A 22,388-nucleotide genomic window follows, 5' to 3' on the forward strand; every position below is an offset into this window, starting at 1 on the left:
AACTCCCACTCTGGCCCGGAGGTTCTCGCTATGTCACGGATGCCAGATCAAACAACGTCCCTGGGCACTACAGCTAGGAGCGCAGGAGGTCCGCGCCCGTACGCAGCGCGACCGGTGCGCCGGCATACCGCTCGGCGACGTCGGTCACGAGCGCGTCGCCGTGGAGGACCGTGAGCGCGACGTACTCGGCGGCGAAGGTGTCCGCCCAGCCGAGCTCGCCGGCGAGGCGCCACGCCGTCTTGCGGAGGACGCGGTCGCCCAGCAGCCGGACCGGCAGCCGGTCGACCGCGGCGAGGAGGGCGCGGGCCGAACGCTCCTCGCGGGCGCCGGAGCGGACGTCGCGATGCAACGCCGCCAGCACCTCCGAGCGCAGCAGCGTCGGCGCGAAGAGCGTGTCGCCGGACGCGGGGACGTAACCGGCCTCCGCGAGCTCGATGGCTGCGGAGGCGTCGATCACATAGGCGGTCACTGCGTCAGCCTTCGCCGTTCTCGGGCCCTGGGTCGGGTTCGGACGACGTGTCATCCGGCTCGCCTGCGTCTTGAGCCGCCGAGGCGGGCTCGTCGTCGTCCGGGAGCTCTTCGAAGAGTCCGGCGGGAGGCGTGAGCGTGACGGTGCCGGCGGCCAGGTCGACCTCCGGCACGATCGCCGAGACGAACGGCACGAGGACCTCGCCGTCGGGCGTGCGCACGACCAGCAGATCCTGTGCGGGCAGATGGTCGACACGAGCGATCGTCCCGACCTCGACGCCATCGCGGCGCGCGCTGAGCCCGACCAACTGGTGGTCGTACCAGGCGTCCTCCTCTTCGGGGAGCTGACGGACGTCCTGACTCACCCACAGGATCGCTTTGACGAGCGTCTCCGCCTCGGTGCGGTCGTCCACGCCGACGAAGAACGCGACGGGATGACCGTTGTACCAGCGGAGCTCGCTGAGCTCGAGGGTCTTGCCGTGCCACTTGGAGGCTGTGGGCACCTGGAGGGTGAAGACCGCTCCCGGCACGAACCGGCGCTCCGGCTCGTCCGTGTAGAGCTCGACCTTGATCGCGCCTTTGAGGCCGTGCGCCTTGGTCAGCCGGCCGACGCGGAGCTCGGTCTGATCCGGCCGCGGAGCGACCTCCTTGCGGGGCAGCTTGTGCTCGGCCACCTCAGTCGTCGACGACGTCGACGCGGACGCGTCGGCCGTCGGCCAGCGCGGCCACGAGAGTGCGGAGCGCTTTGGCCGTGCGGCCGGAGCGGCCGATGACCCGGCCGAGGTCCTCGGGGTTCACGCGAACCTCGAGGACCTCGCCACGCGGGGAGCCCTTGGCCACCACATGCACGTCGTCCGGGTGGTCGACGATGCCTTTGACCAGGTGCGTGAGCGCGGGTGCGAGCAAGGTGTTACGCCTTCTCGCCGTCGGCCTCAGCGGCCTCTTCGGTGATCTCTTCGGCCTCGGCGACGACCTCGGCCTCTTCGGCCTCCTCGGCCTCGACCTCGGCCTCGACGACGGCCTCCGCCTTCGCGGCGGTCTCGTCCTTCTTCGGCTTGAGGACCGGCTTCTTCTTGTCGTCGGCGACGAAGCCGACCTTCTCGTCGGCGGTCTTCACAGTCGAGACGGCGTTCTTGTCACCCTTGAACTTGCCCCAGTCGCCGGTGAGCTTGAGGAGCACGAGCACCTGCTCGGACGGCTGGGCGCCGACGCTGAGCCAGTACTGCGCGCGGTCGGAGTCGACCTCGATGCGCGAGGGCTCCTCGGTCGGGTGGTACAGACCGATCTCCTCGATGACGCGACCGTCGCGCTTGGTGCGCGAGTCGGCGACGACGATGCGGTAGTACGGAGCGCGGATCTTGCCGAGGCGCTTCAGACGGATTTTGACAGCCACAATTCTCCTGTGTTGACGTCCGGGACCCCGCGGGGCTCCGGTGGATTCGTTGTCGAACTGACTGCCGTGGGCGTGGGGGCACACGCGGCAGGAGGTCTATTGTTCGTCCGAAGTGCCGGATAGAGGGTCGGGCACGTCGAACTCAACTAGATATTCTGTCAGAAAAGCGCCCGCAAGTAACAATCGGCACAGTGAATTAACGGACGGATGGGACCACCCGGATGCAGATCCACTTCGCAGAGTCCGAGCGCTCGACCGTCGGGATCGAGTGGGAGCTTGCGCTCGTCGACGCCTCCAGCGGCGATCTGGTGCAGATCGCGGACGATGTCCTGCGCGAGCTCGGCACTGCCGACGGTCGGGAGCACCCGCAGATCACCCACGAGCTGCTGCTGAACACCGTGGAGCTGGTCAGCCGCGTGCACCGCACGGTGCCGGCCGCGATCACCGACCTCCAGGAGCTGCTGGCGCTCACCCGGGAGGTCACCGATCCTCTCGGCGTCGAGCTGATGTGCGCGGGGACGCATCCTTTCGCGCAGTGGTTCGACCAGAAGATCACGCCCAACGAACGCTACGACCGACTCCTCGACCGCACGCAGTGGTGGGGCAGGCAGATGATGATCTGGGGCATCCACGTGCACGTCGGCATCGACGAGCGCGACAAAGCCCTGCCGATCGTCAACGGCCTCCTGACCTACTACCCGCACCTGCAGGCGCTGAGCGCGTCGAGCCCGTACTGGGCGGGCGCGCGCACCGGCTACGCGTCGAATCGCGCGCTGATGTTCCAGCAGCTCCCCACTGCGGGCCTCCCCTGGCAGTTCGGAACCTGGGCCAACTACGAGGAGTACGTGCAGGACCTGGTCACGACGGGCGTCGTCGAGGACCACAGCGAGGTCCGCTGGGACATCCGGCCCTCGCCGAAGTGGGGAACCGTCGAGATGCGTGCGTGCGACGGTCTCTCGACCGCCGACGAGGTGGGTGCGGTCGCAGCCCTCATCCACTGCCTCACGGATCGGATGTCGGGCGATCTCGACGAGGGCGTCGAACCGGTGACCCTGCAACCGTGGTTCGTGCGCGAGAACAAGTGGCGCGCCGCACGGTACGGCCTCGACGCCGAGATCATCGTCGCGCCGGACGGCTCAGAGCGGCTCGTGAGCGACTGCCTCCTCGAGCTGGTCGACGAGCTCGGCGAGACGGCGGAGCGGCTCGGCTGCGCCGACGAGCTCGCGACCGTGGCCGACGTGCTCGTCACCGGCGCGAGCTATCAGCGCCAGCTCGCCGTCGCCGAGGCGAACGGCGGCAGCCTGCAGGCCGTCGTGAGCTCGCTCACGCACGAGCTGCGCAGCGGACTCGACCGCACCTCGCACCTCCCCTAGCACAGCCGCCTCATAAGGCCGCAGAGGGCATCCATAGACTCCTGCTTTAGGCTCGAAGACATGCTCCACCACCGGCCCCTCGCCACAGCGGCGACCGCCCTGGCAGCCCTGCTGCTCGGGACGCTCGCCCTCAGCGGCTGCGCCTCCGCCGCCGGTCCCGCAGTGAATCTGGGCTCCGCAGTCACCGGCGGACAGCATCCCGTCGTCGCGATCGTCGGCGACTCGATCGAGTCGGGGATGGGCTTGGAGCCCTTCGAGGCATGGCCGGCCCTCGTGGCGGTCGACCGGCGCTGGGGTCTGGAGAACTTCAGCGAGCCGGGCGCCGGGTTCGTCGCGGTGGGCTCGAGCGATCAGAGCTTCGACGGACAGATCGACCAGGCCATCGCCGCGAAGGCGGACGTGGTGCTGATCGGCGCGTCCGACAACGACCTCGGACAGGACACCGCCTCCGTCGCCAAGGCGATGGCCGCGGCCGTCGAACGCTTGAGCGACGCCCTTCCGAAGGCGCATCTCGTCGGATACAACGCGCTCACGGGCGAAGCCAGCGACCGCGACCTCGCGCCGCTGAACGACGCCTTGCGCACCGCGATCACGGCGGCCGGCGGCAAGTGGATCGATCTCGGCCAGCCGTACCGCGGCCAGACCGGCCTCGTGCAGGACGACGGCGAGCATCCCACGCTCGAAGGGCAGCAGGCGATCGCCTCGGAGTTCCTCTCGCGGATCGACGGACTGGTCTGATGCACGGTTCGACCCGGCGCGGCGGCCGCGTCCGACTCGCCGCGACTGCGGTCGTCGCTTCGACGCTCCTCCTGTTGAGCGGATGCGCGATGACCTCGATCGACTCCCGCGCCAGCTCCACGCCGTCGGCGACGGCCTCCTCGCGCCCCCACGCGACCACGACGGGGATGCCGTCGGCCGTGGTGATCGGCGACTCGATCGCGATCGGCTGGAACGTCCCTGCCGACGACGCGTGGCCGCTCATCGCCGCCGACCGGCTCGGCTGGAACCTGACCGACCTCGCCGAAGGCGGCGCCGGCTTCACCAAGCCCGGGGTCGACACCCACGACTTCGACGACCAGGTGAGCGCGGCGATCCGGCTGCGTCCTCAGATCGTCATCATCGCGGCGACGATCAACGACGCCGCGACGGCGAAGGCTGCGCCGGGCACGGTGAAGACCGCGACCCAGGCTGCGGTCGATCGGCTTTCGAACGCGCTTCCTGACACGACGATCATCGGAATGGGCGCGGTCTGGGGCGCGACGGCGGCCCCACCCGTCTCCAGCGTGATGGACGACGCTCTCAAGAACGCCGTCCTCGGAGCGGGCGGTCACTGGCTAGCCATGGGCCAGACCTTCTTCGGACGTGCCGACCTCATGCAGACGGACGGCATCCACCCGAACGCAGCGGGACAGACCCTGCTGGGCAAGGCGGTCGCGGACGCGATCGCGAAGGCCGGAATCGAGCCGGGACGCGCCTCCGAGTGACCTCGGACGGCGTGCTGCGACACGCCCGGGAGATGCACACAGCTATCTGTCAGTATCCACGGTCTACCCTCACTCCGTGCCCACCCGTTCCCGCCTGATCGCGCTCGTCGCGGTCGCTGCCGCCGCGATCGCTCTGGCCGGCTGCTCCGCCGCCGCCCCTGCGCGTCCCGTCGCGGCCGTCGGCACTCCCGCCGCTGCCCCCGCGGATCACGCGAAACCGCAGGTGATCGCCATCGGCGACTCGATCGCGTTCGGCAAGGGCGTCCTCCCCGACGAGGCGTGGCCCGCGCTCGTCGCCGCGCAGCACGGCTGGGCCCTGACGAACCTGGCCGTGTCCGGATCCGGATTCGTCAAGCCCGGCTGGAACGGCGACACCTACCGCGACCAGGTCGACACGGCGCTGGGACTGCACCCCGACTACATCCTCATCGCCGCGACGCGGAACGACCGCGAGCAGAGCGCTGCGCTGGTCGCCTCGTCGGCCGACGAGCTGCTCGGTGAGCTCCACGACACCTTCCCGCGGGCCCGCATCATCGGCATCACGACCGTCTGGGGCGCTGACGCGCCGCCCGCGACCGTCGCGACCGTCAACGGTATCGTCGAGAAAGCCGTGACCGACGTCGGGGGCACGTTCCTCGACATCGGCTATCCACTCGCCGGACACCCCGAGCTGGTGCAGGCCGACGGCATCCACCCGAACGCGGCGGGCGAACGCATCGTCGCGAAGACGATCGAGGATCGTCTGGCGCCGCTCGGCGTGACCTCCTAGACGGCCGACGCCGAGCTCAGCGGCCCATGAAGCGCTGCAGCGCGGCCAGTTCCTCCTCGGAGGGGCCGCCCGGGGCGCCCTTGCCGCCGCCCACACCGAAACCGCTGCCCGCGGGCGCGCCCGCGGCACCCGGCTTGACCCCGGAGGCGAGAGCGGCGTTCTCGGCCGCACGCTTGGCCGGGTTGCCCGACCGGGAGCCCTTCTTCTTGGGCTGCTGCTTGCCTCGGCCCGCATAGCCGGCGCCGGGGATCGGCCCCATGCCCGGGACGTTCGGGACGCCGCCCTTGGCGACGGTCTTCATCATCTTGGCCGCCTGCTCGAACCGGTTGACGAGCTGGTTCACCTCGGTGACCGTGGTTCCGGAGCCCTTCGCGATGCGCAGCCGGCGTGAGCCGTTGAGCAGCTTCGGGGTGGTGCGCTCGGCCTTGGTCATCGACTGGATGATGGCCTCGGTGCGGACGATCTCGCGCTCGTCGAAGTTGTCGAGCTGCTGCTTCATCTGCCCGGCGCCGGGGAGCATGCCCATCATCTTCTTGATGGAGCCCATGTTGCGCAGCTGCTGCATCTGCTTGAGGAAGTCGTCGAGCGTGAAGCTGTCGGTCGCGAACTTCTCCGCGACCTTGCGCGCCTCGTCTTCATCGAAGGCCTGCTGCGCCTGCTCGATCAGGGTGAGGATGTCACCGAGGTCGAGGATGCGGGAGGCCATGCGGTCGGGGTGGAACGGCTCGAAGTCGTCCAGACCCTCACCCGTGGAGGCGAAGATGATCGGGCGGCCGGTGATCGACGCGACGGAGAGCGCCGCGCCGCCGCGGGCGTCGCCGTCGAGCTTGGAGAGCACCACGCCGGTGAAGTCCACGCCGTCCTGGAACGCCTTGGCCGTCGCGACCGCGTCCTGACCGATCATGGCGTCGATCACGAACAGGACCTCGTCGGGCTCCGTCGCCTTGCGGATGTCGGCGGCCTGCTTCATGAGCTCGGCGTCCACACCCAGACGACCGGCGGTGTCGATGACCACCGTGTCGTACTGCTTGGTCTCGGCGAACTTGAGCGCGTCCTTTGCGACCGTGACGGGATTGCCGACGCCGTTGCCGGGCTCCGGGGCGAACACCGGGACGCCGGCCTGCTCGCCGACGATCTGGAGCTGCGTGACGGCGTTGGGCCGCTGGAGGTCGGCAGCGACCAGGAGCGGGGTATGGCCGTCTTTCGCCAGCCACTTGCCGAGCTTGCCCGCGAGCGTGGTCTTGCCCGCACCCTGCAGACCGGCGAGCATGATGACCGTCGGCGGCTTCTTGGCGAACTGCAGTCGGCGCTGCTGGCCGCCGAGGATGCCGACGAGCTCCTCGTTGACGATCTGCACGACCTGCTGGGCCGGGTTGAGCGCCTTGTTGACCTCGTCCGACAGGGCGCGTTCGCGCACCTTTCCCGTGAAGTCCTTGACGACGTCGAGGGCGACATCCGCGTCGAGAAGCGCGCGGCGGATCTCGCGCACCGTGCCGTCCACGTCGGACGGCGTGAGCTTGCCCTTGGTGCGGAGGTTCTTGAAGGTGTCCGTAAGACGGTCGGACAGCGAGCCGAAAGTAGCCATGATCCGACAAGTCTATCGGGCCTGGCCGGGCGGCCGCCGAGGGACGCCCGTCTGTTGCCGGGTGCCGGTCAGCTCTGGGTGTCGACCGCGACGACGTCGCCGCGCACGTCGAACGACACGGTCAGGATCGCGTCGGTCTCGTCCGGGCTGATGGAGTAGTCGAACGTCGCGAAGACCTCGTCCTCCCCCGCCTGATCGGCCTGGACCGTCACGGCGAGCAGCTGCAGCGACCGCAGCACGTCGATCGCGATGTCGCCCGAGTTGTAGACCAGCAGGTCGAGGAGCGACTCCCCCAGCTTGTCCACGTGCTCGTCGATGTAGCTGGTCGTCGCCGACTGCCGCGAGCTCAGCTCGGCGATCAGCGCGTCGCGCGCCCGCGCGTCGAAGCCTTCGAGCGCCTGGATCAGTGCCGCGGCCGCGTCGAGCGCGTACTCGCCCACCGCCGGCTCGTCGTCGGCGAGGAGTTCGACCTCCACCGCCTGGTCGGCGAGCTCGACCGTGTCGCTCCAGGCGAGGCCACCCGACGCGGTCTCGTCGATGACGCCGAAGTAGTCGTGCTCGATGGCCATGCCGACCCCTATCCGACCAGTTGCTGCGCGAACACGTGCGGCGTGAAGCCGGTGAGGTCGTTGATGCCCTCGCCCTGGCCGATGAGCTTGATCGGGAGGCCGGTGCGCTCCTGCACGGCGAGGACGAAGCCGCCCTTGGCCGAGCCATCGAGCTTGGTCAGGACCAGCCCGGTCACTCCGGCGTGCTCGAGAAAGGCCTCGGCCTGTGCAAGCCCGTTCTGCCCGGTGGTCGCGTCGAGGACCAGGAGCACCTCCGCGATCGGCGCCTGCTTCTCGACCACGCGCTTGATCTTGGAGAGCTCGTCCATCAGACCGCCTTTGGTCTGGAGGCGGCCCGCGGTGTCGATGATGACGATCTCGGTGCCGTCGTGCTTCGCCTTCTCGACCGTCTGGAACGCCACCGAGGCCGGATCCTGGCCCTGCTGCTGCGGCCGGACGATGTCGGCGCCCGCGCGTTCGGCCCACGTGGCCAGTTGCTCGACCGCGGCGGCTCGGAAGGTGTCGGCGGCGCCGACGACGACCGAGCGGTCGTAGGTACGCAGGAACTTCGCGAACTTGCCGATGGTCGTCGTCTTACCGACGCCGTTGACGCCGACGACCAGCACGATCGCCGGCCGCTCGCTCAGCTTCAGCGTGGTGTCGAGCTTCGAGAGCCGCTCCTCCATCGTCTCGCGCAGCATGCGCTGGAGGTCGGCCGGGTCGGTGGTGTGGTACCGGTCGACCTTGGCGCGCAGGTCGTCGACGACCGCCTCGGTGACGTCGGGACCGAAGTCGGCGGTGATGAGCGCAGCCTCCAGATCGTCCCAGGTGGTCTCGTCGATGGTCTTCTTGGCGAACAGCCCCCGGAGGGCGCCCGACAGTGACCAGGGAGTGCGATCTGCCATGACACTCAGACTAGTTGGTACTGTGGCGGCATGTTCTCCCTCGTGGCGGTGTCGGCCGAGCTCGCCGAGCAGCTCGTCGAGATCGAGAGCGACGGGGAGGACGCCGTGCACCAGGCGCGGACACGCGTGCGGCGGCTCCGCAGCATCCTGCGGGTCTACCGCGCGGCGTTCGACCGCGATGCGGAGGTCCGGCTGCGCTCACGGCTCAAGGCGCTGGGCAACCGCTTGGGCGCGGTGCGCGACCTGGAGGTGCGGGCGGACGCGCTCGAGGACCTGCTCGAAGCCGACGACGAGGTCGAAGTGGTGGACGCGGTGTCCGCCGAAGTCGCCCAGGCCCGCGCGGCGCACGAGCGCGCCCTGGCCTCGCTCATCGGCCACCTGCACGGCCGGACCGTACGGGTGCTCCTGGCCGACCTCCAGGTGTTCGCGGCCGACCCGCCCCTGAGCGCGAATGGCCGTTCGCACGCCGACCGGGTCACGACCCGCGGCCTGCAGAAGGCGGTCGCGAAGGCGCATCGCCGCCACGGTGACAGCCTGGAGGAGCGGCACGCCCTGCGCAAGGCGGCACGGAAGGTCCGCTACGCGGCCGAGGCGGTCGCCGACGACCTCGGTCGCGACGCCGTTCGGCTCGCGGCGGCGGCCGAGGCGGTGCAGGACGCGCTCGGCGACAACCGGGACGCCCTCCTGCTCGCCGCGCACCTGCGCGAGAACGGGCACATCGGTCTCGCCATGCGCTGCGAACGTCGGGCGGCGGAGGCCCTCGACGGGCTCGACGCCAAGCTGGCGGCCGTCGAGCTGTAGCCGGCCGACGCTGCGGACGACCAGCGCTGCGGCCGACCAGCGCTTACGCCGACGCCTTCTCCTGAGCGACGCGCTGCCCGACGACCGCTGACACGCCGTCCTGGCGCATCGAGACGCCGTAGAGGGCGTCGGCGATCTCCATCGTGCGCTTCTGGTGCGTGATCACGATGAGCTGGCTGTTCTCGCGGAGGTCCTCGAAGATCGTCAGCAGACGGCCCAGGTTGGCGTCGTCGAGCGCAGCCTCCACCTCGTCCATGATGTAGAACGGGCTGGGCCGCGCCTTGAAGATGGCGATGAGCAGGGCGACGGCGGCGAGCGAACGCTCCCCGCCCGACAGCAGCGAGAGGCGCTCGATCTTCTTGCCGGCCGGCTTGACCGAGACCTCGATGCCCGTGGTGAGGAGGTCGTCCGGGTTCGTCAGGGCGATGTGGCCGGAGCCACCGGGGAACAGGATCGGGAACACGCGCTCGAACGCCGCCTCGGTGTCCGCGAACGCCGACTCGAAGATGGTCTGCATCTTCTCGTCGATCTCCTCGATGATCGTCACGAGGTCTTTGCGCGTGTTGGTGAGGTCGGTCAGCTGCTCGGTGAGGAACTTGTGCCGCTGCTCCAGCGCGGCGAACTCCTCCAGCGCCAGCGGGTTGACCCGGCCGAGCTGGGCGAGCTTGCGCTCGGCCGTCGCGAGGCGCTTCTGCTGCTGCTCGCGGACGAACCGGTCGCCCTGCGGCTCCTCGCCTGCCTCATCGGAGTCGGGTCGTTCGACGGGGATCAGCACGTCCGGCCCGTACTCCGCCACCAGTACGTCCTCCACGAGCCCCAGCTCGCTGCCCGCGCGCTCCAGCAGGCTCGACAGGTGCAGCTTCTTCTCGTAGATCTGCAGCTCGAGACCGTGGACGGCCTCGGTGATCGTGTGCAGACGATCCCGGAGGGCGGCCTCCTCGCGGCGCACGGTCGCGAGCTCCTCGTTCTGGCTCGCCCGCTGCGCCTCCGCCGTCGCCAGTTCGAGGCGCGCCTGCGCCACCGACCGGTCGGCGGAGGCCAGGACCGCGGGCAGCGCGTCGACGACGCCCTGCGCGGCGTCGAGCTGACGGCGCCGGATGACGGCCCGGCGGGCGGCCTCCTCCGCCGCGGCCCGTTCGGCTTCGAGCCGGCGGGCGAGAGCCTCACCGCGGGCCTGCTCCGCGCGCACGCGCTCCTTGGCCGTCTCGACTCCCAGCCGGGACTCGACCTCGGCCTCGCGGGCGGCGTCCAGTTCGAGCGAGAGCGCGTCGCGCGCCGACACGTCCAGGATCGGCCGCGGCCGCGAGCGGGCGACCTCCAGCTCGGATTTCGCGGACTCGGCGGCCGACTCGGCCTCGGCGACCCGCTCGGCCGCCTGCTCGAGCGCACGGCTCAGACGGTCGAACTCCGCCTCGGCGGCCTCCGACTGCACCCGCAGCCGGTTCAGCTGCTCGGTCTGAGCGGCGAGCTTCGCGTCGAACTCGCGCAGGGCGGAGAGGGCGGCCTGCGACTGCTCCTTGGCGACCTGGACGACCCCGCGCTGCTCGGCCAGCGCGAACCGCGCCCGATCGATGAGGGAGGTCACCTCGTCGAGCCGCTCCTGGGCGGCATCCCGTTCGGCGAAGAGCTCGATGCGGCTCTGCTTGGCGCCGGAGCCGCCGCGCAGCACGAAGTCGGTCAGCACGTCGCCCGAGCGCGTGATGAGCGTGACGGGGCCGCCGAGCCCTCGACTCCGGAAGGTGTCTGCCGCCGCCCGCGCGGCCTCCAGGTCGTCGGCGATCGCGGTGAACGCGAGGAGGCCCAGGACCCCGGAGGGCGCGTCGACCACCGAGCGGGCCGGAACGACCCCGGCGACGCCACCGAGGTCGACCTCCGGCGCCCCAGCGTCGGCGACCACGACCTCCACCCGGCCGAGATCGTCGGCGGCCGCGTGGGCGACAGCGTCGAACGCGCTTCCTCTGCTCTCGGCGAGCACCGCGTCCGCCAGAGTTCCGAGGGCTGCCGCGATCGGGGCCTCGAACCCGGGGTGCACGCGCAAGTGCTCGGCTACGAGCCCGCGCACGCCCGCCAGCCGAGCGGCCACCAGGGCGGCCGAGCCGTCCTTCTGGTCGAGCGCGAGCGACAGTGCCGAGGTGCGGGCCGCGAGGGCGTCGCGTTCGCGCTCCAGGGCGTGCAGATCGTCGCGCAGCTTCTCGATCAACCCCTCGGCCTCGAACACATCGGCCTGGGCGAGCTCGTATGCCTCGTCGAGGCTGCCCTCGCCCGGGTCGGCGATCTCGGCGTCGGCCTCGCGGGCGGCCAGCTCGGAGAGCGCTTTCTCGCGCCGCTCGGTCGCGGCGTCGAGCGCGTTCTGCTGACGCAGGACCTCGCCGCGCACCGCCGCCAGCCGCTGAGCCGCGGCCTCCGCCTGGCCGTTCAGTTTGCTGATCTCCAGATCGTGCTTGGAGACCAGGGCGCTCTGCGCGGCGATCTCCTCGTCCACCGAGTCCAGCCGGGCACGGGCGCCGCGGGTGGCGGCCTGGGCGGCCTGCCACGCGATCTCGGCCTCGGCCACGGCCGCCCGGAGGCGCTCGACCTCGTCGGCGGCGTCCTGCACCATCTGCGGGCTGACCCGCGGGCCGTCCTCCGTCGCCTCGGACTGGCTCCCGAGGAGCGCCAGGCGCTGCGTGGCCAGCGTGTAGAGGCTCCGGAGCCGGTCCTGCGCCTGCTCGAGCGCGAAGGCCGTGCTGCGCGCGACATCGACGGCGTCGCCGACCTGCGCCTGCTCCAGGCGCGCGCGGCGCAACTGCTTCTGCTCCAGCTGCTCCTGCAGCACGATCTGCTCGCTGTGGCGCTCCGTCTCCGTTCGCGTGTGGTCGTCGAGCGACCGGCGGAGCGCGACGACGTCGTCGGCGAGAAGACGCGCCCGGGCGTCGCGGACGACCGCGGCGATGGACTGCGCCTCGCGCGCGATCTCGGCCTGGTGACCGAGCGGCTTCAGCTGCCGGCGCACCTCGCCGGCGAGGTCGCTCAGGCGGGTCAGGTTGGTCTGCATGGCCTCCAGCTTGCGGAGGGTCTTCTCTTTGCGGCGGCGGTGCTTGAGGATGCCGGCGGCCTCCTCGATGAAGCCCCGGCGCTCCTCCGGCGTGGCGCGCAGCACGGCGTCGAGCTGCCCCTGCCCGACGATGACGTGCATCTCGCGGCCCAGACCCGAGTCGCTCAGCAGCTCCTGCACGTCGAGCAGGCGGCACGACTGCCCGTTGATCGCGTACTCGCTCCCGCCGTTGCGGAAGAGGGTGCGCGAGATCGTGACCTCGGTGTACTCGATCGGGAGGGCGCCGTCGGAGTTGTCGATCGTCAGCTGCACCTCGGCGCGGCCGAGCGGACCGCGGGTGGAGGTGCCGGCGAAGATGACGTCCTCCATCTTGCCGCCGCGAAGCGTCTTGGCGCCCTGCTCGCCCATGACCCAGGCGAGAGCGTCGACCACGTTCGACTTGCCGGACCCGTTCGGGCCGACGACGCAGGTGACGCCCGGCTCGAAGGCGAAAGTCGTCGGCGTGGCGAACGACTTGAAGCCCTTGAGCGTCAGACTCTTCAGATACACGCAGGTGAATCTACCCGACCCCCGTGCACTCGCCCGTTCCCCCTGCCGCCGAGCACAGGAAAAGTGCGCCGTTCCGGGTGGGATCGGCGCACTTTCCCGTGTGCTCGGCGGCGGAAGGCCGCTCAGCCTACGCCGAGGTAGGCCTCCTTGATGGCGGGGTCGGCGAGGAGCTCGCGACCGGTGCCCGCGCGTGTGATGCTCCCGGTCTCCAGCACGAACGCGCGGTTGGCGCGAGCGAGCGCCTGGTTGGCGTTCTGCTCGACCAGCAGCACAGTGGTGCCTTGCTTGTTGATCTCCGTGATGATCGAGAAGATCTGCCGGATGAACTGCGGAGCGAGCCCCATCGAGGGCTCGTCGAGCAGCAGCAGGCGCGGGTTCGACATCAGCGCGCGACCGATGGCGAGCATCTGCTGCTCACCGCCGGACATCGTGCCGCCGACCTGCGTCTTGCGCTCGGCCAGCCGGGGGAACAGCGAGAAGACGCGCTCGAAGTCCGGTCCCATGTTGGAGCGGTCCTTGCGGCCGAACGCCCCCATGTCGAGGTTCTCCATCACGGTCATGCCCGGGAAGATCCCGCGGCCCTCCGGAGCCTGCGAGATGCCCCGGATCACCCGGATGTGCGCCTTCATCTTGGTGATGTCCTGGCCGTCGAACAGGATGGAGCCCTTCGACGGGTTCAGGATGCCCGAGATCGTCTTCATCGTGGTCGACTTGCCCGCGCCGTTCGCGCCGATGAGGCTGACGATCTCGCCCTCCTCCACGGAGAACGACATGTCGTGGATCGCCTCGATGCGTCCGTAGGAGACGCTGATGTTCTTCAGTTCAAGCAACGTCATCTTCGGGCTCCCCCAGGTAGGCGGCGATCACGCGGGGGTCGTTGCGGATCTCCTGCGGCACGTCGTCGGCCAGCTTGCGGCCGAACTCGAGCACCACGATGCGATCCGTCACGCCCATGACCAGCTTCATGTCGTGTTCGATGAGGAGGACGGTGTATCCGTCGGCGCGGATGGTCCGGATGAGGTCCATCAGGTCCTCCTTCTCCGCCGGGTTGAAGCCGGCGGCCGGCTCGTCGAGGCAGAGCACCTTGGGATCGGTCGCGAGGGCGCGCGCGATCTCCAGGCGACGCTGGGAGCCGTACGGCAGCGACCGCGAGAGGTCGGCCGCGTGGTCGGCGATGCCCACGAACTCGAGCAGGGCCATCCCGCGCTCGATGGCGGACTTCTCCTCCCTCGTGTGACGTGGAAGCCGCAGCAGCGCGCCGGGGACCGACGTCCTGTGCCGCGCGTCGAGGCCGACGACGACGTTCTCCAGCGCCGTCATCTCGCCGAACAGGCGGATGTTCTGGAACGTGCGCGCCAGACCCAGCCGCGTGATCTTGTGCTGCTTCTGGCCCTTGATCGACTGGCCCTCCAGCAGCACGTCGCCGCTGGTGGGCTTGTAGACGCCGGTCATCGCGTTGAAGCACGTCGTCTTGCCCGCGCCGTTCGGCCCGATCAGGCCGAGGATCTCGCCGCGGCGGATGTCGAACGACACGTCGTCGAGCGCGAGGAGCCCGCCGAACTTCACGGTGAGGTTGCGCACCTCCACGATGTTCTCGCCGACCTCGACCGCGATCTCGCGGTCGGGGGCCGCCGCCTCCGCGACGTCCAGGTCGACTCCAGCGGCCTCGAGCTCCTCTTCGTTGGCGCCGAGGGCGGGCTCTTCCTCCGGGATCCCGGTGGTGTTCTGGTCGCTCATCGTGCGCCTCCCTTCGCCGCCTGGGCCACTCTGTTGTACGCGTGCCTGCCGTACGCCAGCAGCTTCTGGCGCGCGGGGAACAGGCCCTGCGACCGGAAGATCATGATCAGCACGAGGGCGATGCCGAAGATCAGGTACTTGTAGTCGGCGATCGCGGTGAACCGCAGCGGGATGTAGGCGACGATCGCGCCACCGATCATGGCGCCGACCTTGTTGCCGGCGCCGCCGAGCACGACGGCCGCGAGGAACAGGATCGAGGTCTGCACGTCGAACTTCTGGTTGTTCACGAAGCCGACCTGACCGGCGAACAGCGCGCCGGAGAGACCGCCGACGCCGGCGCCGATCGCGAACGCCCACACCTTGTACTTGAAGGTGGGCACGCCCATGATCTCGGCGGCGTCCTCGTCCTCGCGGATGGCGATCCACGCGCGGCCCACGCGGCTGCGCTCCAGGTTGCCGACCAGCAGCAGGATCACGATGATGATCGTCACCGTGAGCCAATACCAGGGCACGCCGTTGGAATTCGAGAAGATCGGGATCCCCTTGGCGGTCTCTCCCGGCGGGTGTCCGACGTTCTGGAAGCCGACCTGACCCTTCATCGCCGGGATGATCGTGGCGAGGATGCGCACGATCTCACCGAAGCCGAGCGTGACGATCGCCAGGTAGTCGCCACGGAGGCGGAGCGTCGGCACACCCAGGATCACGCCGAACGTCATCGTGACCGCCATGGCGACCGGGATCGTCCACAGGTACGGGATCTTGAGGAACGGCGAGTCCGGGCTGGTCAGCATCGCCGCGGTGTACGAGCCCACCGCGAAGAAGGCGACATAGCCGAGGTCGAGGAGGCCGGCGTAGCCGACCACGACGTTCAGGCCGATCGCGATCAGACCGTAGGTCGCCATCGCGAAGCAGGCGAGCGGCCAGTCGTTGCCGGGCTCGGTCGACAGCGGGAAGAAGTTCAGGTACGGCAGCGCGTACGCCAGGGCGACGACGATGAGCAGCCACGCCCACTGCACGGCGCGCGGGAGCGCGTTCCACCGATCGCGGAGCGGCTGGAGGAAGCCGGTGCGCCTGCGGGCGCGCGCGGCCTCCATTGCGTCGTCGACCTGCTCCCCCCGGCCGTCGGGGAGGACCTTGGGGCCTTCTGTCATGCTCATGCGCGGCTCCTTCCGAGGGAGGTGCCGAGAATTCCGGTCGGCTTGACCAGCAGCACGAGGACGAGGACGACGAAGGCGACGACGTCTGTCCACTGCGAGTCGCCGAGCAGGATCTGGCCGTAGTTGCCGATGATGCCCAGCAGGAGGCCTCCGAGGAGGGCGCCGCGCACGTTGCCGATACCGCCGAGGACGGCCGCGGCGAACGCCTTGACGCCGAGCACGAAGCCGCCGTTGTAGATCACGCCGGAGGGCACCAGCATCACGTAGAACAGTGCAGCGGCGCCCGCGAGGATACCGCCGGTGATGAAGGTGATCTGGATGATCCGCTCCTTGTTCACGCCCATGAGCGTGGCCGTGTCAGCGTCCTGCGCGACCGCGCGGATGCCGCGGCCGGTGCGGGTGCGGCGGATGAACCAGTCGGTCGCGATCATCAGGATCACCGAGGCGACCACGATGATGATCTGCTGGCTGTTCACGATCGTCCCGAACACGTCGAACACCGGCTTGGGGATGAACATCGTCACCGCCGGCTCCGCGTTCGCGCCCCGGATCAGGAAGATCAGGTACTGGATCGTGAACGAGGCGCCGATCGCCGTGATGAGGAACACGAGGCGAGGCGCGTTCCGTTTTCGCAGCGGACGGTAGGCGACCCGTTCCAGCACCCAGGCGGTGAAGGCCGACGCCGCCATGCCGACGAGCAGGGCGAGCAGGAGGTCGCCGACGATCGCCGCCGGGCTCAGGTTGGGGGCGCTCGGGCCGAAGCCGAGCGAGGTGAGGGTGATGACCACGCCGTACGCACCGACGATGAAGACCTCGGAGTGCGCGAAGTTGATCAGGTTCAGCACGCCGTAGACGAGCGTGTAGCCGACGGCGATCAGGCCGTAGATGGCGCCGAAGGTGAGGCCGTCGAAGGTGGCGCTCCAGAAGTTCTGGACGAGCGCGTTGACGTCGAAGTTGATCCACGAGTTGTCGAGGACGGGATGGACGAGGAGGAGGGTTTCGAGCATTCGAACTTCCAGGGTTCAGTGCCGGATCGTCATTGGTCCGGCTCAGTTCTAGTGAGAGTCGAAACAAAGGTGCCGCGGGCCACGGTGGCCCGCGGCACCTTCGTGTGTCGCGTTATCCGATGGTGCCGATCGGAACGATCTTGCCGCTCTCGACCTTGTAGCCGTAGACGGTCGGCGCCTGGAGCTCACCGGTGGAGTCCCACTTGTAGTGCTTGCTCAGGCCGTCGGCGTCGTAGTTCTTGACCCAGTCGACCAGGTCGGCGCGGGTCGTCTTGCCCTTGTCGATACCGGCGAGCAGCACCGTGGTGGCGTCGTAGCCCTCGATCGAGTACGTGCCGGGCTCGGCGCTCGCGAGCTTCTTGTAGTCCGACTCGAAGGTCGGGATCAGCTCGCCCGGGATGCAGGGGCAGGTGAAGTACGCGTTGCTGGACGCGTCGCCGGCCAGCTTGATGAACTGGTCGTCCTTCACGCCGTCGGGGCCGACGAACGTGCCCGTGTAGCCCTTGTTCACCAGCTGCTGGTCGAACGGAGCGCCCTCGGCGTAGTAGCCCGAGTAGTAGACCGCGTCCGGCTTGGCGTTGATGATCTTCGAGATCACGGCCGAGAAGTCCTTCTGGCCGGTGGTCACCTTGTCGGTGCCGACGAGCGCGTCGCCGAGCGCCTTCGAGGTGGTCGTGCCGAGGCCGATGCCGTAGTCGGAGTCGTCCTGGACCAGGTAGACCTTCTTGGCCTTCAGCTTGTCGGTCAGGAACTTCGCCGCCGCGGGGCCCTGCACCGCGTCGTTGCCCAGGCCGCGGAAGAAGGTCTTCCAGCCGTTCTGGGTCAGACCCGGGTTGGTCGCCGACGGGGTGATGTGGACGAGGCCCTGCTGCTCGAAGATGTTGCCGGTCGCCTTCGACTCGCCGGAGAACGGCAGGCCGACGACACCGATGATGTCGGCCTCGTTGACCGCCTGGGTGACCGGGCCGGTCGCCTTGTTCGGGTCGCCCTCGGTGTCGAACTTCTTGAAGGCGATCTGGCAGCCCTTGTTCGACGCGTTGTGCTGGTCGATGGCGAGCTGCACACCGTTGTAGATGTTGATGCCGAGCTGGGCGTTGGGGCCGGTCTCGGCGCCGACGTAGGCGATGGTCAGACCCGAGGGGCAGGTGGCTTTGCCGTCGCCCGCGGGGAGCACCGCGTCCTTGGGGGTGTCCACGGAGGTGATCGCCGGGATGTTCACCTTCGAGTTGGAGCTGGTGGAGCCTCCTGTGGACGGCTGGTTGGCACAGCCCACGAGGAGCAGTGCGACTGACGCTGCAACAGCCGCACCGATCGTGACTTTCTTTCCTAGCATCTTCTGCCTCTCGACGTGAATCCGTGTCGAACGCGGCGTGATTGCCTCGTCGCACCACGAATATGTGTGCTGAGACTACATGCGCCGCAAGCATTTGCACCCGACATTTGCGCCCAGATTTACACGATCGAAACCAAACCGGCCCCTGCCCTTCCCTGGGATCTGAAAGCAGGTTATGGTGAGTGGTTCGACATCGGGAGGTGGCGGTGCGCATCGAGCGGCTGACTCCTCCTCCTGCACTCGGAACGCCGGAGTCCGCGACGTTCGAAGAGCTGGTCGGTGTGCTGAACGGGATCAGCGTCGCCCTCTGGCAGACCGATGACTTCGTCGAGACCGCCGACGAGGCGCTCGCGTCGTTCCGTGCGCAGGAGTACCAGGAGAAGATCCTGCTCGTCGCGATCGAGGACGGCGTGGTCGTCGGGCGAGTCCAGGCGGACTTCCCACTCGACGAGAACGCCGAGACCGTCTCGCTGCTGGTCGACGTGGCCCCGGCGGCCCGTGGGCGCGGAATAGGCACCGCCCTGCTGGCTGCGGGTGAAGAGCTGGCGGCCGAGGGCGGGCGGCGCGTCGTGAGCGCGTACACCGAGCATCCGGCCCGAACCCTCGGCGACAGTGTTTCCGTCGTCCGCGCGCCGTCCGGCGCGGCCGGTCTCCCTTCCGAGTCGCCGGACGTGCGCTTCGCCCTGCGGCGCGGCTTCCGGCTCGGCCAGGTCGAGCGGTCGAGCGAACTGCTGCTCCCGCTCCCCCGGGCCCGGGAGGCCGGACTGGCGAGCACCGCCGCCTCGGCGACCGGGTACCGCGCGGTCTCGTGGCTGGGGCATGCCCCCGACGACCTGCTCGAACGGTTCGCAGCGCTCAAGGCGCGGATGACGATCGACGTGCCGCAGAGCGGCATCGCGCTCGACCGGGAGGAGTGGACGGGCGAACGCGTCCGCGCCCAGGAGCGCGAACTGGAAGCGCGCGGCGAGCCGCTTCTGGTCACCGCGGCGCAGCACATCGGCTCGGGCGAGCTCGCCGCGTACACCGAGATCGCGGTGCCCGCCGACGGTGACAAGGCCGAGCAGTACGACACCCTCGTCGCCGTCCCGCACCGGGGTCACCGGCTCGGCACGCTGGTCAAGCTGCAGAACATCCACGAGCTCGCGGACCACGCCCCCCACATCACGCGGCTGCTGACCTGGAACGCCGACGAGAACGTGCCGATGCTCGCGATCAACCGCGCCTTCGGGTTCCGGCTGCACGCGTTGACGGGGCACTGGCAGAAGACGCTGGACTAGGGCGTGCCATTCACAGGTGCCGTGTTGGATCCATCCGCTGATGAAGGATGCGGATGACGTCGACGCCGCCGCCCGTCGCCCGGTAGAAGATCAGATGGCTCCCGATGACGTATCGCCGATACCCGGAGCGCATCTCGTCGCAGGGCAGGCCACGGTCGGGAAACGCTGCGATGCGCTCGATCGCGGCACGGAGTTCCATCACGTACGTCTCTGCCTGCCGTGCGTCCCAGTTCTCCTGCGTGAAGTCCCAGATCGACCCGAGGTCGCCTTGCGCCGCCGGTGTGAGCCGATACCCGCTCACGACTTCTTCGCGGTGATGAACGCATCGAAGTCGAAGGCCTCCGGCTCGCCGCTCGCTTCACCGGCGACCAGCGCCGCCCGCAGAGCGGCCATCTGCGCCTCCTGGTCCTCAAGCAGACGCAGGCCGGCCCGCACGACCTCGCTCGCGGATCGGTAGCGGCCGGTCGCCACTTCGTGCGCAAGAAAGCCCGCGAAGTGGTCGTCGAGGCTGATCGAGGTGTTCATCGCCATAACGACGAGGTTACCAACTATTGGTATTCAGCGCAGCCGCTGGCAGTGCGGGCAGAAGTGCGACGAGCGGTTCATGAAGCGCTCACGCACGATCGGCGTGCCGCAGCGCGGGCACGGCTTGCCGTCCTGGCCGTAGGCGTTGAGGCTGTGCGAGAAGTAGCCCGAATTGCCGTTCACGTTGACGTACTGGGCGTCGAAGCTCGTGCCGCCTTCGGCCAGCGCCTTGTCGAGCACGTGCCGCACCTCCGACAGCAGAGTCCGCGCCTTCGCGCGGCTCAGCGACGACGCGGGCTGCTCGTAGTGGATGCGAGCCGCCCAGAGCGCCTCGTCCGCGTAGATGTTCCCGATCCCGCTGACGACCGTCTGGTCGAGGAGGACGCGCTTGATCCCGCTCCTCCGGCGCGCGAGGGCGGCAGCGAACGCCGCGTCGTCGAACGCGGGATCGAGCGGGTCGCGGGCGATGTGCGCGACCTGGGTCGGGAGAAGCGCCTCGTCGGTGCCGAGACCGGCCGGAGCGCCGTCCGCCGTCGGCACGAGGCTGTCGACGGCCATCGAACCGAAGATCCGCTGGTCCACGAAGTGCACCCACAGCTCGCGGTGGTCGCCGGGCAAGGTCGCGGGTGTCTCGATGTGGAGGCGGATGCGCAGCAGGCCGGCCTCCTCGAACCCTGGTTCGCGGAGCAGGATCTGCCCGCTCATGCCCAGGTGCGCCACGATCGCGCGGCGCGGAGCGCCCTGCAGCGGGATCCAGAGGAACTTGCCGCGGCGGGCGGGGGTCTGCATGACCCGGCCGGTCAGCAGAGCCTCGAACGTGCCGGTGAGCGGATCGTGCCGCTTCAGCGACCGCTGCTCGAAGACCTCGACGCCGAGGATGGTCGCACCCGTGACCGCCGGCGCCAGACCGGCGCGGACGACCTCAACCTCGGGGAGCTCGGGCACGGCGGCGGGTCAGCTCGGTCCAGGCGTTGAGCGCGGCGGCCATCTCGGCCTGCTTCTTGCTCGTCCCCTCGCCCGTGGCGGTCACGAGGTCGCCGACCGAGACGGTGGCGTGGAAGGTCTTGGAGTGATCCGGCCCGGAGTTCGTCACCGAGTAGACCGGGAGGCCCGCGCCGCGATGGGCGGCGGCCTCCTGGAGGCTGGTCTTCGGGTCCATGGCGGCGCCGAACCGATCCGGGTCGGCCAGCAGGGGGTCGATGAGCCGGAGAACCAGGGCCGTCGCCTCCTCCCCGCCCACGTCCAGATACGCGGCGCCGATCAGCGCCTCGACGGTGTCGGCCAGGATGGATGCCTTGTCGCGGCCTCCGCTCTGGTTCTCACCGCGCCCCAGGCGCAGGTACTCGCCGAGGCCGATGCCACGGGCGACCTCCGCCAGCGCGACCGAGCTCACCAGGCTGGCCCGGCGCTTAGCGAGCTCGCCCTCGTCGAGGTCGGGGTTCTCGCGGAACAGCTTGACCGTCACGGCCTGCCCGAGGATCGAGTCGCCCAGGAACTCCAGGCGCTCGTTGTTGGGGATGCCGCCGTGCTCGTACGCGTAGGAACGATGCGTCAGCGCAAGCTCGAGAAGCTCGGGGTCGATATCGGCCCCGAGCTTCTCGATGAGCGCGGTGCGGTCAGAGTTCTCGCCGATCATCGGTGCTCGTCTGACCTCGGAACGCTGATCAGACGTCGGCGACCTTGCGGCCCTTGTACTCCATGAACAGCGCGGTGCCCGCGGAGTCCTCGACGACCTTGGCACGGTGCGGGAGGCTGTAGACGACCTTGCCGTTCTCGATCGACTTGACGAGCGTGGGGACCTCGGCCTTCCACTGCGAACGACGGGCGTGGGTGTTGGCGCGAGACTGCTTCCGCTTCGGAACGGCCATGACTATCTCTCTTCTCCAGCCCCGGCGGCCGGGGCGTTGTTGCTGGTGGACTCGGTGTCGGAAGCCTGGAACGCCGCGAGCGCGGACCAGCGAGGATCGATGGTCTCGTTCGGCTTGCGGTCCGGTACATCCGCCAGCCTCTCCCCGGTCTCTGGATCGAGACCCGGGCAGTCCGGCCGGCACACCGGCTGAAACGGCAGTGACAGCACCACCGCATCCCTGATCAGAGGTTCAAGATCCACGTGGTCGTCGTGAACCTCATAATCAAAAGCTTCCGTAGAAGGATACGCGAAAAGTTCCTGGAAATCGACTTCGACAGGCTGCTCGATGTCGATCAGGCACCGCCCGCAGACGCCGGTCGCGGTGGTCTCGGCCTCCGCCGTGACCAGGATGCCCTCGTGCATCGACTCCAACCGGAGGTCGACGTCGATGGTCGCGCCCTCCGGTACGGAGAGCAATCCCTCGCCCAGTCTGTCGGCGACGGGGATGGCGATACGCTGCTCCCGCATCTCGCCGGGGCGCCGCATGAGATCGTACACATTGACGCGGTACGGGCTGTTTCTGAAGGTGCTCAC

General features: G+C 69.3%; 25 protein-coding genes. 6 read left to right on the forward strand and 19 right to left on the reverse strand.

Annotated elements, in window-relative coordinates:
• Positions 1-73: 73 nt before the first annotated feature.
• The 4 genes from AC0HS0_RS13660 to rpsP are packed head-to-tail and all read right to left on the reverse strand — an operon-like array spanning position 74 to position 1,861.
• Entirely contained in the window at positions 74-469 is a 396-nt protein-coding gene (locus AC0HS0_RS13660; protein WP_472964601.1) for a hypothetical protein, read from the reverse strand.
• 4 nt (positions 470-473) lie between these two features.
• Entirely contained in the window at positions 474-1,142 is a 669-nt protein-coding gene (gene rimM, locus AC0HS0_RS13665) for a ribosome maturation factor RimM (RefSeq protein WP_472964602.1), read from the reverse strand.
• A gap of 1 nt (position 1,143) precedes the next feature.
• On the reverse strand, positions 1,144-1,374 hold the full coding sequence (locus AC0HS0_RS13670; protein WP_055920003.1) for an RNA-binding protein: 231 nt from the start codon (positions 1,372-1,374) through the stop codon (positions 1,144-1,146).
• Positions 1,375-1,378: 4 nt separating this feature from the next.
• Positions 1,379-1,861, reverse strand: a complete 483-nt coding sequence (gene rpsP, locus AC0HS0_RS13675; RefSeq protein WP_472964603.1) for a 30S ribosomal protein S16 — start codon at positions 1,859-1,861, stop codon at positions 1,379-1,381.
• A 221-nt stretch (positions 1,862-2,082) separates the two neighbouring features.
• On the opposite strand from rpsP, the gene AC0HS0_RS13680 reads away from it, so the two are divergent.
• The 4 genes from AC0HS0_RS13680 to AC0HS0_RS13695 all read left to right on the forward strand — a co-directional run bounded on the left by AC0HS0_RS13680 (position 2,083) and on the right by AC0HS0_RS13695 (position 5,487).
• A complete protein-coding gene (locus AC0HS0_RS13680; protein WP_472964604.1) occupies positions 2,083-3,234 on the forward strand; it encodes a glutamate--cysteine ligase in 1,152 nt (383 codons plus the stop codon).
• Between the two features lie 60 nt (positions 3,235-3,294).
• Positions 3,295-3,972: an SGNH/GDSL hydrolase family protein gene (locus AC0HS0_RS13685; protein WP_472964605.1), complete on the forward strand. Its 678-nt coding sequence runs from the start codon at positions 3,295-3,297 to the stop codon at positions 3,970-3,972.
• Positions 3,973-4,061: 89 nt separating this feature from the next.
• Positions 4,062-4,718 (forward strand): SGNH/GDSL hydrolase family protein, encoded by a 657-nt coding sequence (locus AC0HS0_RS13690; RefSeq protein ID WP_472964606.1) that lies wholly within the window; start codon positions 4,062-4,064, stop codon positions 4,716-4,718.
• 76 nt (positions 4,719-4,794) lie between these two features.
• Positions 4,795-5,487: an SGNH/GDSL hydrolase family protein gene (locus tag AC0HS0_RS13695; RefSeq protein ID WP_472964607.1), complete on the forward strand. Its 693-nt coding sequence runs from the start codon at positions 4,795-4,797 to the stop codon at positions 5,485-5,487.
• A 16-nt stretch (positions 5,488-5,503) separates the two neighbouring features.
• Here AC0HS0_RS13695 and ffh read toward each other — a convergent pair whose 3' ends face one another.
• From ffh to ftsY, 3 genes are all read right to left on the reverse strand, one after another.
• The gene (ffh, locus tag AC0HS0_RS13700) at positions 5,504-7,072 is read right to left on the reverse strand and encodes a signal recognition particle protein (RefSeq protein WP_472964608.1); all 1,569 of its coding nucleotides are present in this window, start codon (positions 7,070-7,072) and stop codon (positions 5,504-5,506) included.
• Positions 7,073-7,140: 68 nt separating this feature from the next.
• Complete coding sequence (locus AC0HS0_RS13705) at positions 7,141-7,641, reverse strand: DUF2004 domain-containing protein (protein ID WP_472964609.1); 501 nt, start codon at positions 7,639-7,641, stop codon at positions 7,141-7,143.
• Positions 7,642-7,649: 8 nt separating this feature from the next.
• Complete coding sequence (gene ftsY / locus AC0HS0_RS13710) at positions 7,650-8,525, reverse strand: signal recognition particle-docking protein FtsY (RefSeq protein WP_472964610.1); 876 nt, start codon at positions 8,523-8,525, stop codon at positions 7,650-7,652.
• Positions 8,526-8,555: 30 nt separating this feature from the next.
• Between ftsY and AC0HS0_RS13715 the strand changes: the two genes are divergently transcribed.
• A complete protein-coding gene (locus AC0HS0_RS13715; protein WP_472964611.1) occupies positions 8,556-9,326 on the forward strand; it encodes a CHAD domain-containing protein in 771 nt (256 codons plus the stop codon).
• 43 nt (positions 9,327-9,369) lie between these two features.
• Here the strand turns inward: AC0HS0_RS13715 and smc are convergent, their stop codons facing one another.
• The 6 genes from smc to AC0HS0_RS13745 form a co-directional block, all read right to left on the reverse strand.
• The gene (gene smc / locus AC0HS0_RS13720; RefSeq protein WP_472964612.1) at positions 9,370-12,909 is read right to left on the reverse strand and encodes a chromosome segregation protein SMC; all 3,540 of its coding nucleotides are present in this window, start codon (positions 12,907-12,909) and stop codon (positions 9,370-9,372) included.
• Positions 12,910-13,031: 122 nt separating this feature from the next.
• Positions 13,032-13,745: an ABC transporter ATP-binding protein gene (locus AC0HS0_RS13725; protein ID WP_472964613.1), complete on the reverse strand. Its 714-nt coding sequence runs from the start codon at positions 13,743-13,745 to the stop codon at positions 13,032-13,034.
• Positions 13,732-14,646 (reverse strand): ABC transporter ATP-binding protein, encoded by a 915-nt coding sequence (locus tag AC0HS0_RS13730; RefSeq protein WP_472964614.1) that lies wholly within the window; start codon positions 14,644-14,646, stop codon positions 13,732-13,734. Before AC0HS0_RS13730 ends, AC0HS0_RS13725 begins: the two co-directional genes overlap by 14 nt.
• Positions 14,643-15,803: a branched-chain amino acid ABC transporter permease gene (locus AC0HS0_RS13735; RefSeq protein ID WP_472964615.1), complete on the reverse strand. Its 1,161-nt coding sequence runs from the start codon at positions 15,801-15,803 to the stop codon at positions 14,643-14,645. The genes AC0HS0_RS13730 and AC0HS0_RS13735 overlap by 4 nt, the downstream gene beginning before the upstream one ends.
• Positions 15,800-16,810, reverse strand: coding sequence for a branched-chain amino acid ABC transporter permease (locus tag AC0HS0_RS13740; RefSeq protein WP_472964616.1), 1,011 nt, complete (start codon positions 16,808-16,810; stop codon positions 15,800-15,802). Before AC0HS0_RS13740 ends, AC0HS0_RS13735 begins: the two co-directional genes overlap by 4 nt.
• A gap of 112 nt (positions 16,811-16,922) precedes the next feature.
• Positions 16,923-18,143, reverse strand: a complete 1,221-nt coding sequence (locus AC0HS0_RS13745; RefSeq protein ID WP_472964617.1) for a branched-chain amino acid ABC transporter substrate-binding protein — start codon at positions 18,141-18,143, stop codon at positions 16,923-16,925.
• 182 nt (positions 18,144-18,325) lie between these two features.
• Here AC0HS0_RS13745 and AC0HS0_RS13750 point away from each other — a divergent pair, with 182 nt between their 5' ends.
• Positions 18,326-19,420, forward strand: coding sequence for a GNAT family N-acetyltransferase (locus tag AC0HS0_RS13750; protein WP_472964618.1), 1,095 nt, complete (start codon positions 18,326-18,328; stop codon positions 19,418-19,420).
• Between the two features lie 10 nt (positions 19,421-19,430).
• Here AC0HS0_RS13750 and AC0HS0_RS13755 read toward each other — a convergent pair whose 3' ends face one another.
• The 6 genes from AC0HS0_RS13755 to AC0HS0_RS13780 are packed head-to-tail and all read right to left on the reverse strand — an operon-like array spanning position 19,431 to position 22,340.
• A complete protein-coding gene (locus AC0HS0_RS13755; RefSeq protein ID WP_472964619.1) occupies positions 19,431-19,721 on the reverse strand; it encodes a type II toxin-antitoxin system RelE/ParE family toxin in 291 nt (96 codons plus the stop codon).
• The gene (locus AC0HS0_RS13760) at positions 19,718-19,951 is read right to left on the reverse strand and encodes a type II toxin-antitoxin system ParD family antitoxin (RefSeq protein WP_472964620.1); all 234 of its coding nucleotides are present in this window, start codon (positions 19,949-19,951) and stop codon (positions 19,718-19,720) included. The genes AC0HS0_RS13755 and AC0HS0_RS13760 overlap by 4 nt, the downstream gene beginning before the upstream one ends.
• 27 nt (positions 19,952-19,978) lie before the next feature.
• On the reverse strand, positions 19,979-20,890 hold the full coding sequence (mutM, locus tag AC0HS0_RS13765) for a bifunctional DNA-formamidopyrimidine glycosylase/DNA-(apurinic or apyrimidinic site) lyase (RefSeq protein WP_472964621.1): 912 nt from the start codon (positions 20,888-20,890) through the stop codon (positions 19,979-19,981).
• On the reverse strand, positions 20,868-21,581 hold the full coding sequence (gene rnc / locus AC0HS0_RS13770; protein WP_472964622.1) for a ribonuclease III: 714 nt from the start codon (positions 21,579-21,581) through the stop codon (positions 20,868-20,870). Before rnc ends, mutM begins: the two co-directional genes overlap by 23 nt.
• A gap of 28 nt (positions 21,582-21,609) precedes the next feature.
• Complete coding sequence (rpmF, locus tag AC0HS0_RS13775) at positions 21,610-21,813, reverse strand: 50S ribosomal protein L32 (protein ID WP_055919953.1); 204 nt, start codon at positions 21,811-21,813, stop codon at positions 21,610-21,612.
• Between the two features lie 2 nt (positions 21,814-21,815).
• Positions 21,816-22,340: a YceD family protein gene (locus AC0HS0_RS13780; protein WP_472964991.1), complete on the reverse strand. Its 525-nt coding sequence runs from the start codon at positions 22,338-22,340 to the stop codon at positions 21,816-21,818.
• Between the last annotated feature and the right edge of the window lie 48 nt (positions 22,341-22,388).

The organism is Leifsonia sp. PARNA 1/14, assembly GCF_055720965.1.

What these genes read in the sequence shown, in the direction of transcription:
- AC0HS0_RS13685 (WP_472964605.1), top strand. Translation starts at nt 3,295, where the DNA reads ATGCTCCACCACCGGCCCCTCGCCACAGCGGCGACCGCCCTGGCAGCC.
- AC0HS0_RS13780 (WP_472964991.1), bottom strand. Translation starts at nt 22,340, where the DNA reads ATGCGGCGCCCCGGCGAGATGCGGGAGCAGCGTATCGCCATCCCCGTC.
- AC0HS0_RS13705 (WP_472964609.1), bottom strand. Translation starts at nt 7,641, where the DNA reads ATGGCCATCGAGCACGACTACTTCGGCGTCATCGACGAGACCGCGTCG.
- AC0HS0_RS13715 (WP_472964611.1), top strand. Translation starts at nt 8,556, where the DNA reads ATGTTCTCCCTCGTGGCGGTGTCGGCCGAGCTCGCCGAGCAGCTCGTC.
- AC0HS0_RS13735 (WP_472964615.1), bottom strand. Translation starts at nt 15,803, where the DNA reads ATGAGCATGACAGAAGGCCCCAAGGTCCTCCCCGACGGCCGGGGGGAG.
- AC0HS0_RS13680 (WP_472964604.1), top strand. Translation starts at nt 2,083, where the DNA reads ATGCAGATCCACTTCGCAGAGTCCGAGCGCTCGACCGTCGGGATCGAG.
- AC0HS0_RS13730 (WP_472964614.1), bottom strand. Translation starts at nt 14,646, where the DNA reads ATGAGCGACCAGAACACCACCGGGATCCCGGAGGAAGAGCCCGCCCTC.
- AC0HS0_RS13725 (WP_472964613.1), bottom strand. Translation starts at nt 13,745, where the DNA reads ATGACGTTGCTTGAACTGAAGAACATCAGCGTCTCCTACGGACGCATC.
- AC0HS0_RS13760 (WP_472964620.1), bottom strand. Translation starts at nt 19,951, where the DNA reads ATGGCGATGAACACCTCGATCAGCCTCGACGACCACTTCGCGGGCTTT.
- rnc (WP_472964622.1), bottom strand. Translation starts at nt 21,581, where the DNA reads ATGATCGGCGAGAACTCTGACCGCACCGCGCTCATCGAGAAGCTCGGG.
- AC0HS0_RS13690 (WP_472964606.1), top strand. Translation starts at nt 4,062, where the DNA reads ATGACCTCGATCGACTCCCGCGCCAGCTCCACGCCGTCGGCGACGGCC.
- AC0HS0_RS13745 (WP_472964617.1), bottom strand. Translation starts at nt 18,143, where the DNA reads ATGCTAGGAAAGAAAGTCACGATCGGTGCGGCTGTTGCAGCGTCAGTC.
- AC0HS0_RS13740 (WP_472964616.1), bottom strand. Translation starts at nt 16,810, where the DNA reads ATGCTCGAAACCCTCCTCCTCGTCCATCCCGTCCTCGACAACTCGTGG.
- ffh (WP_472964608.1), bottom strand. Translation starts at nt 7,072, where the DNA reads ATGGCTACTTTCGGCTCGCTGTCCGACCGTCTTACGGACACCTTCAAG.
- rpmF (WP_055919953.1), bottom strand. Translation starts at nt 21,813, where the DNA reads ATGGCCGTTCCGAAGCGGAAGCAGTCTCGCGCCAACACCCACGCCCGT.
- ftsY (WP_472964610.1), bottom strand. Translation starts at nt 8,525, where the DNA reads ATGGCAGATCGCACTCCCTGGTCACTGTCGGGCGCCCTCCGGGGGCTG.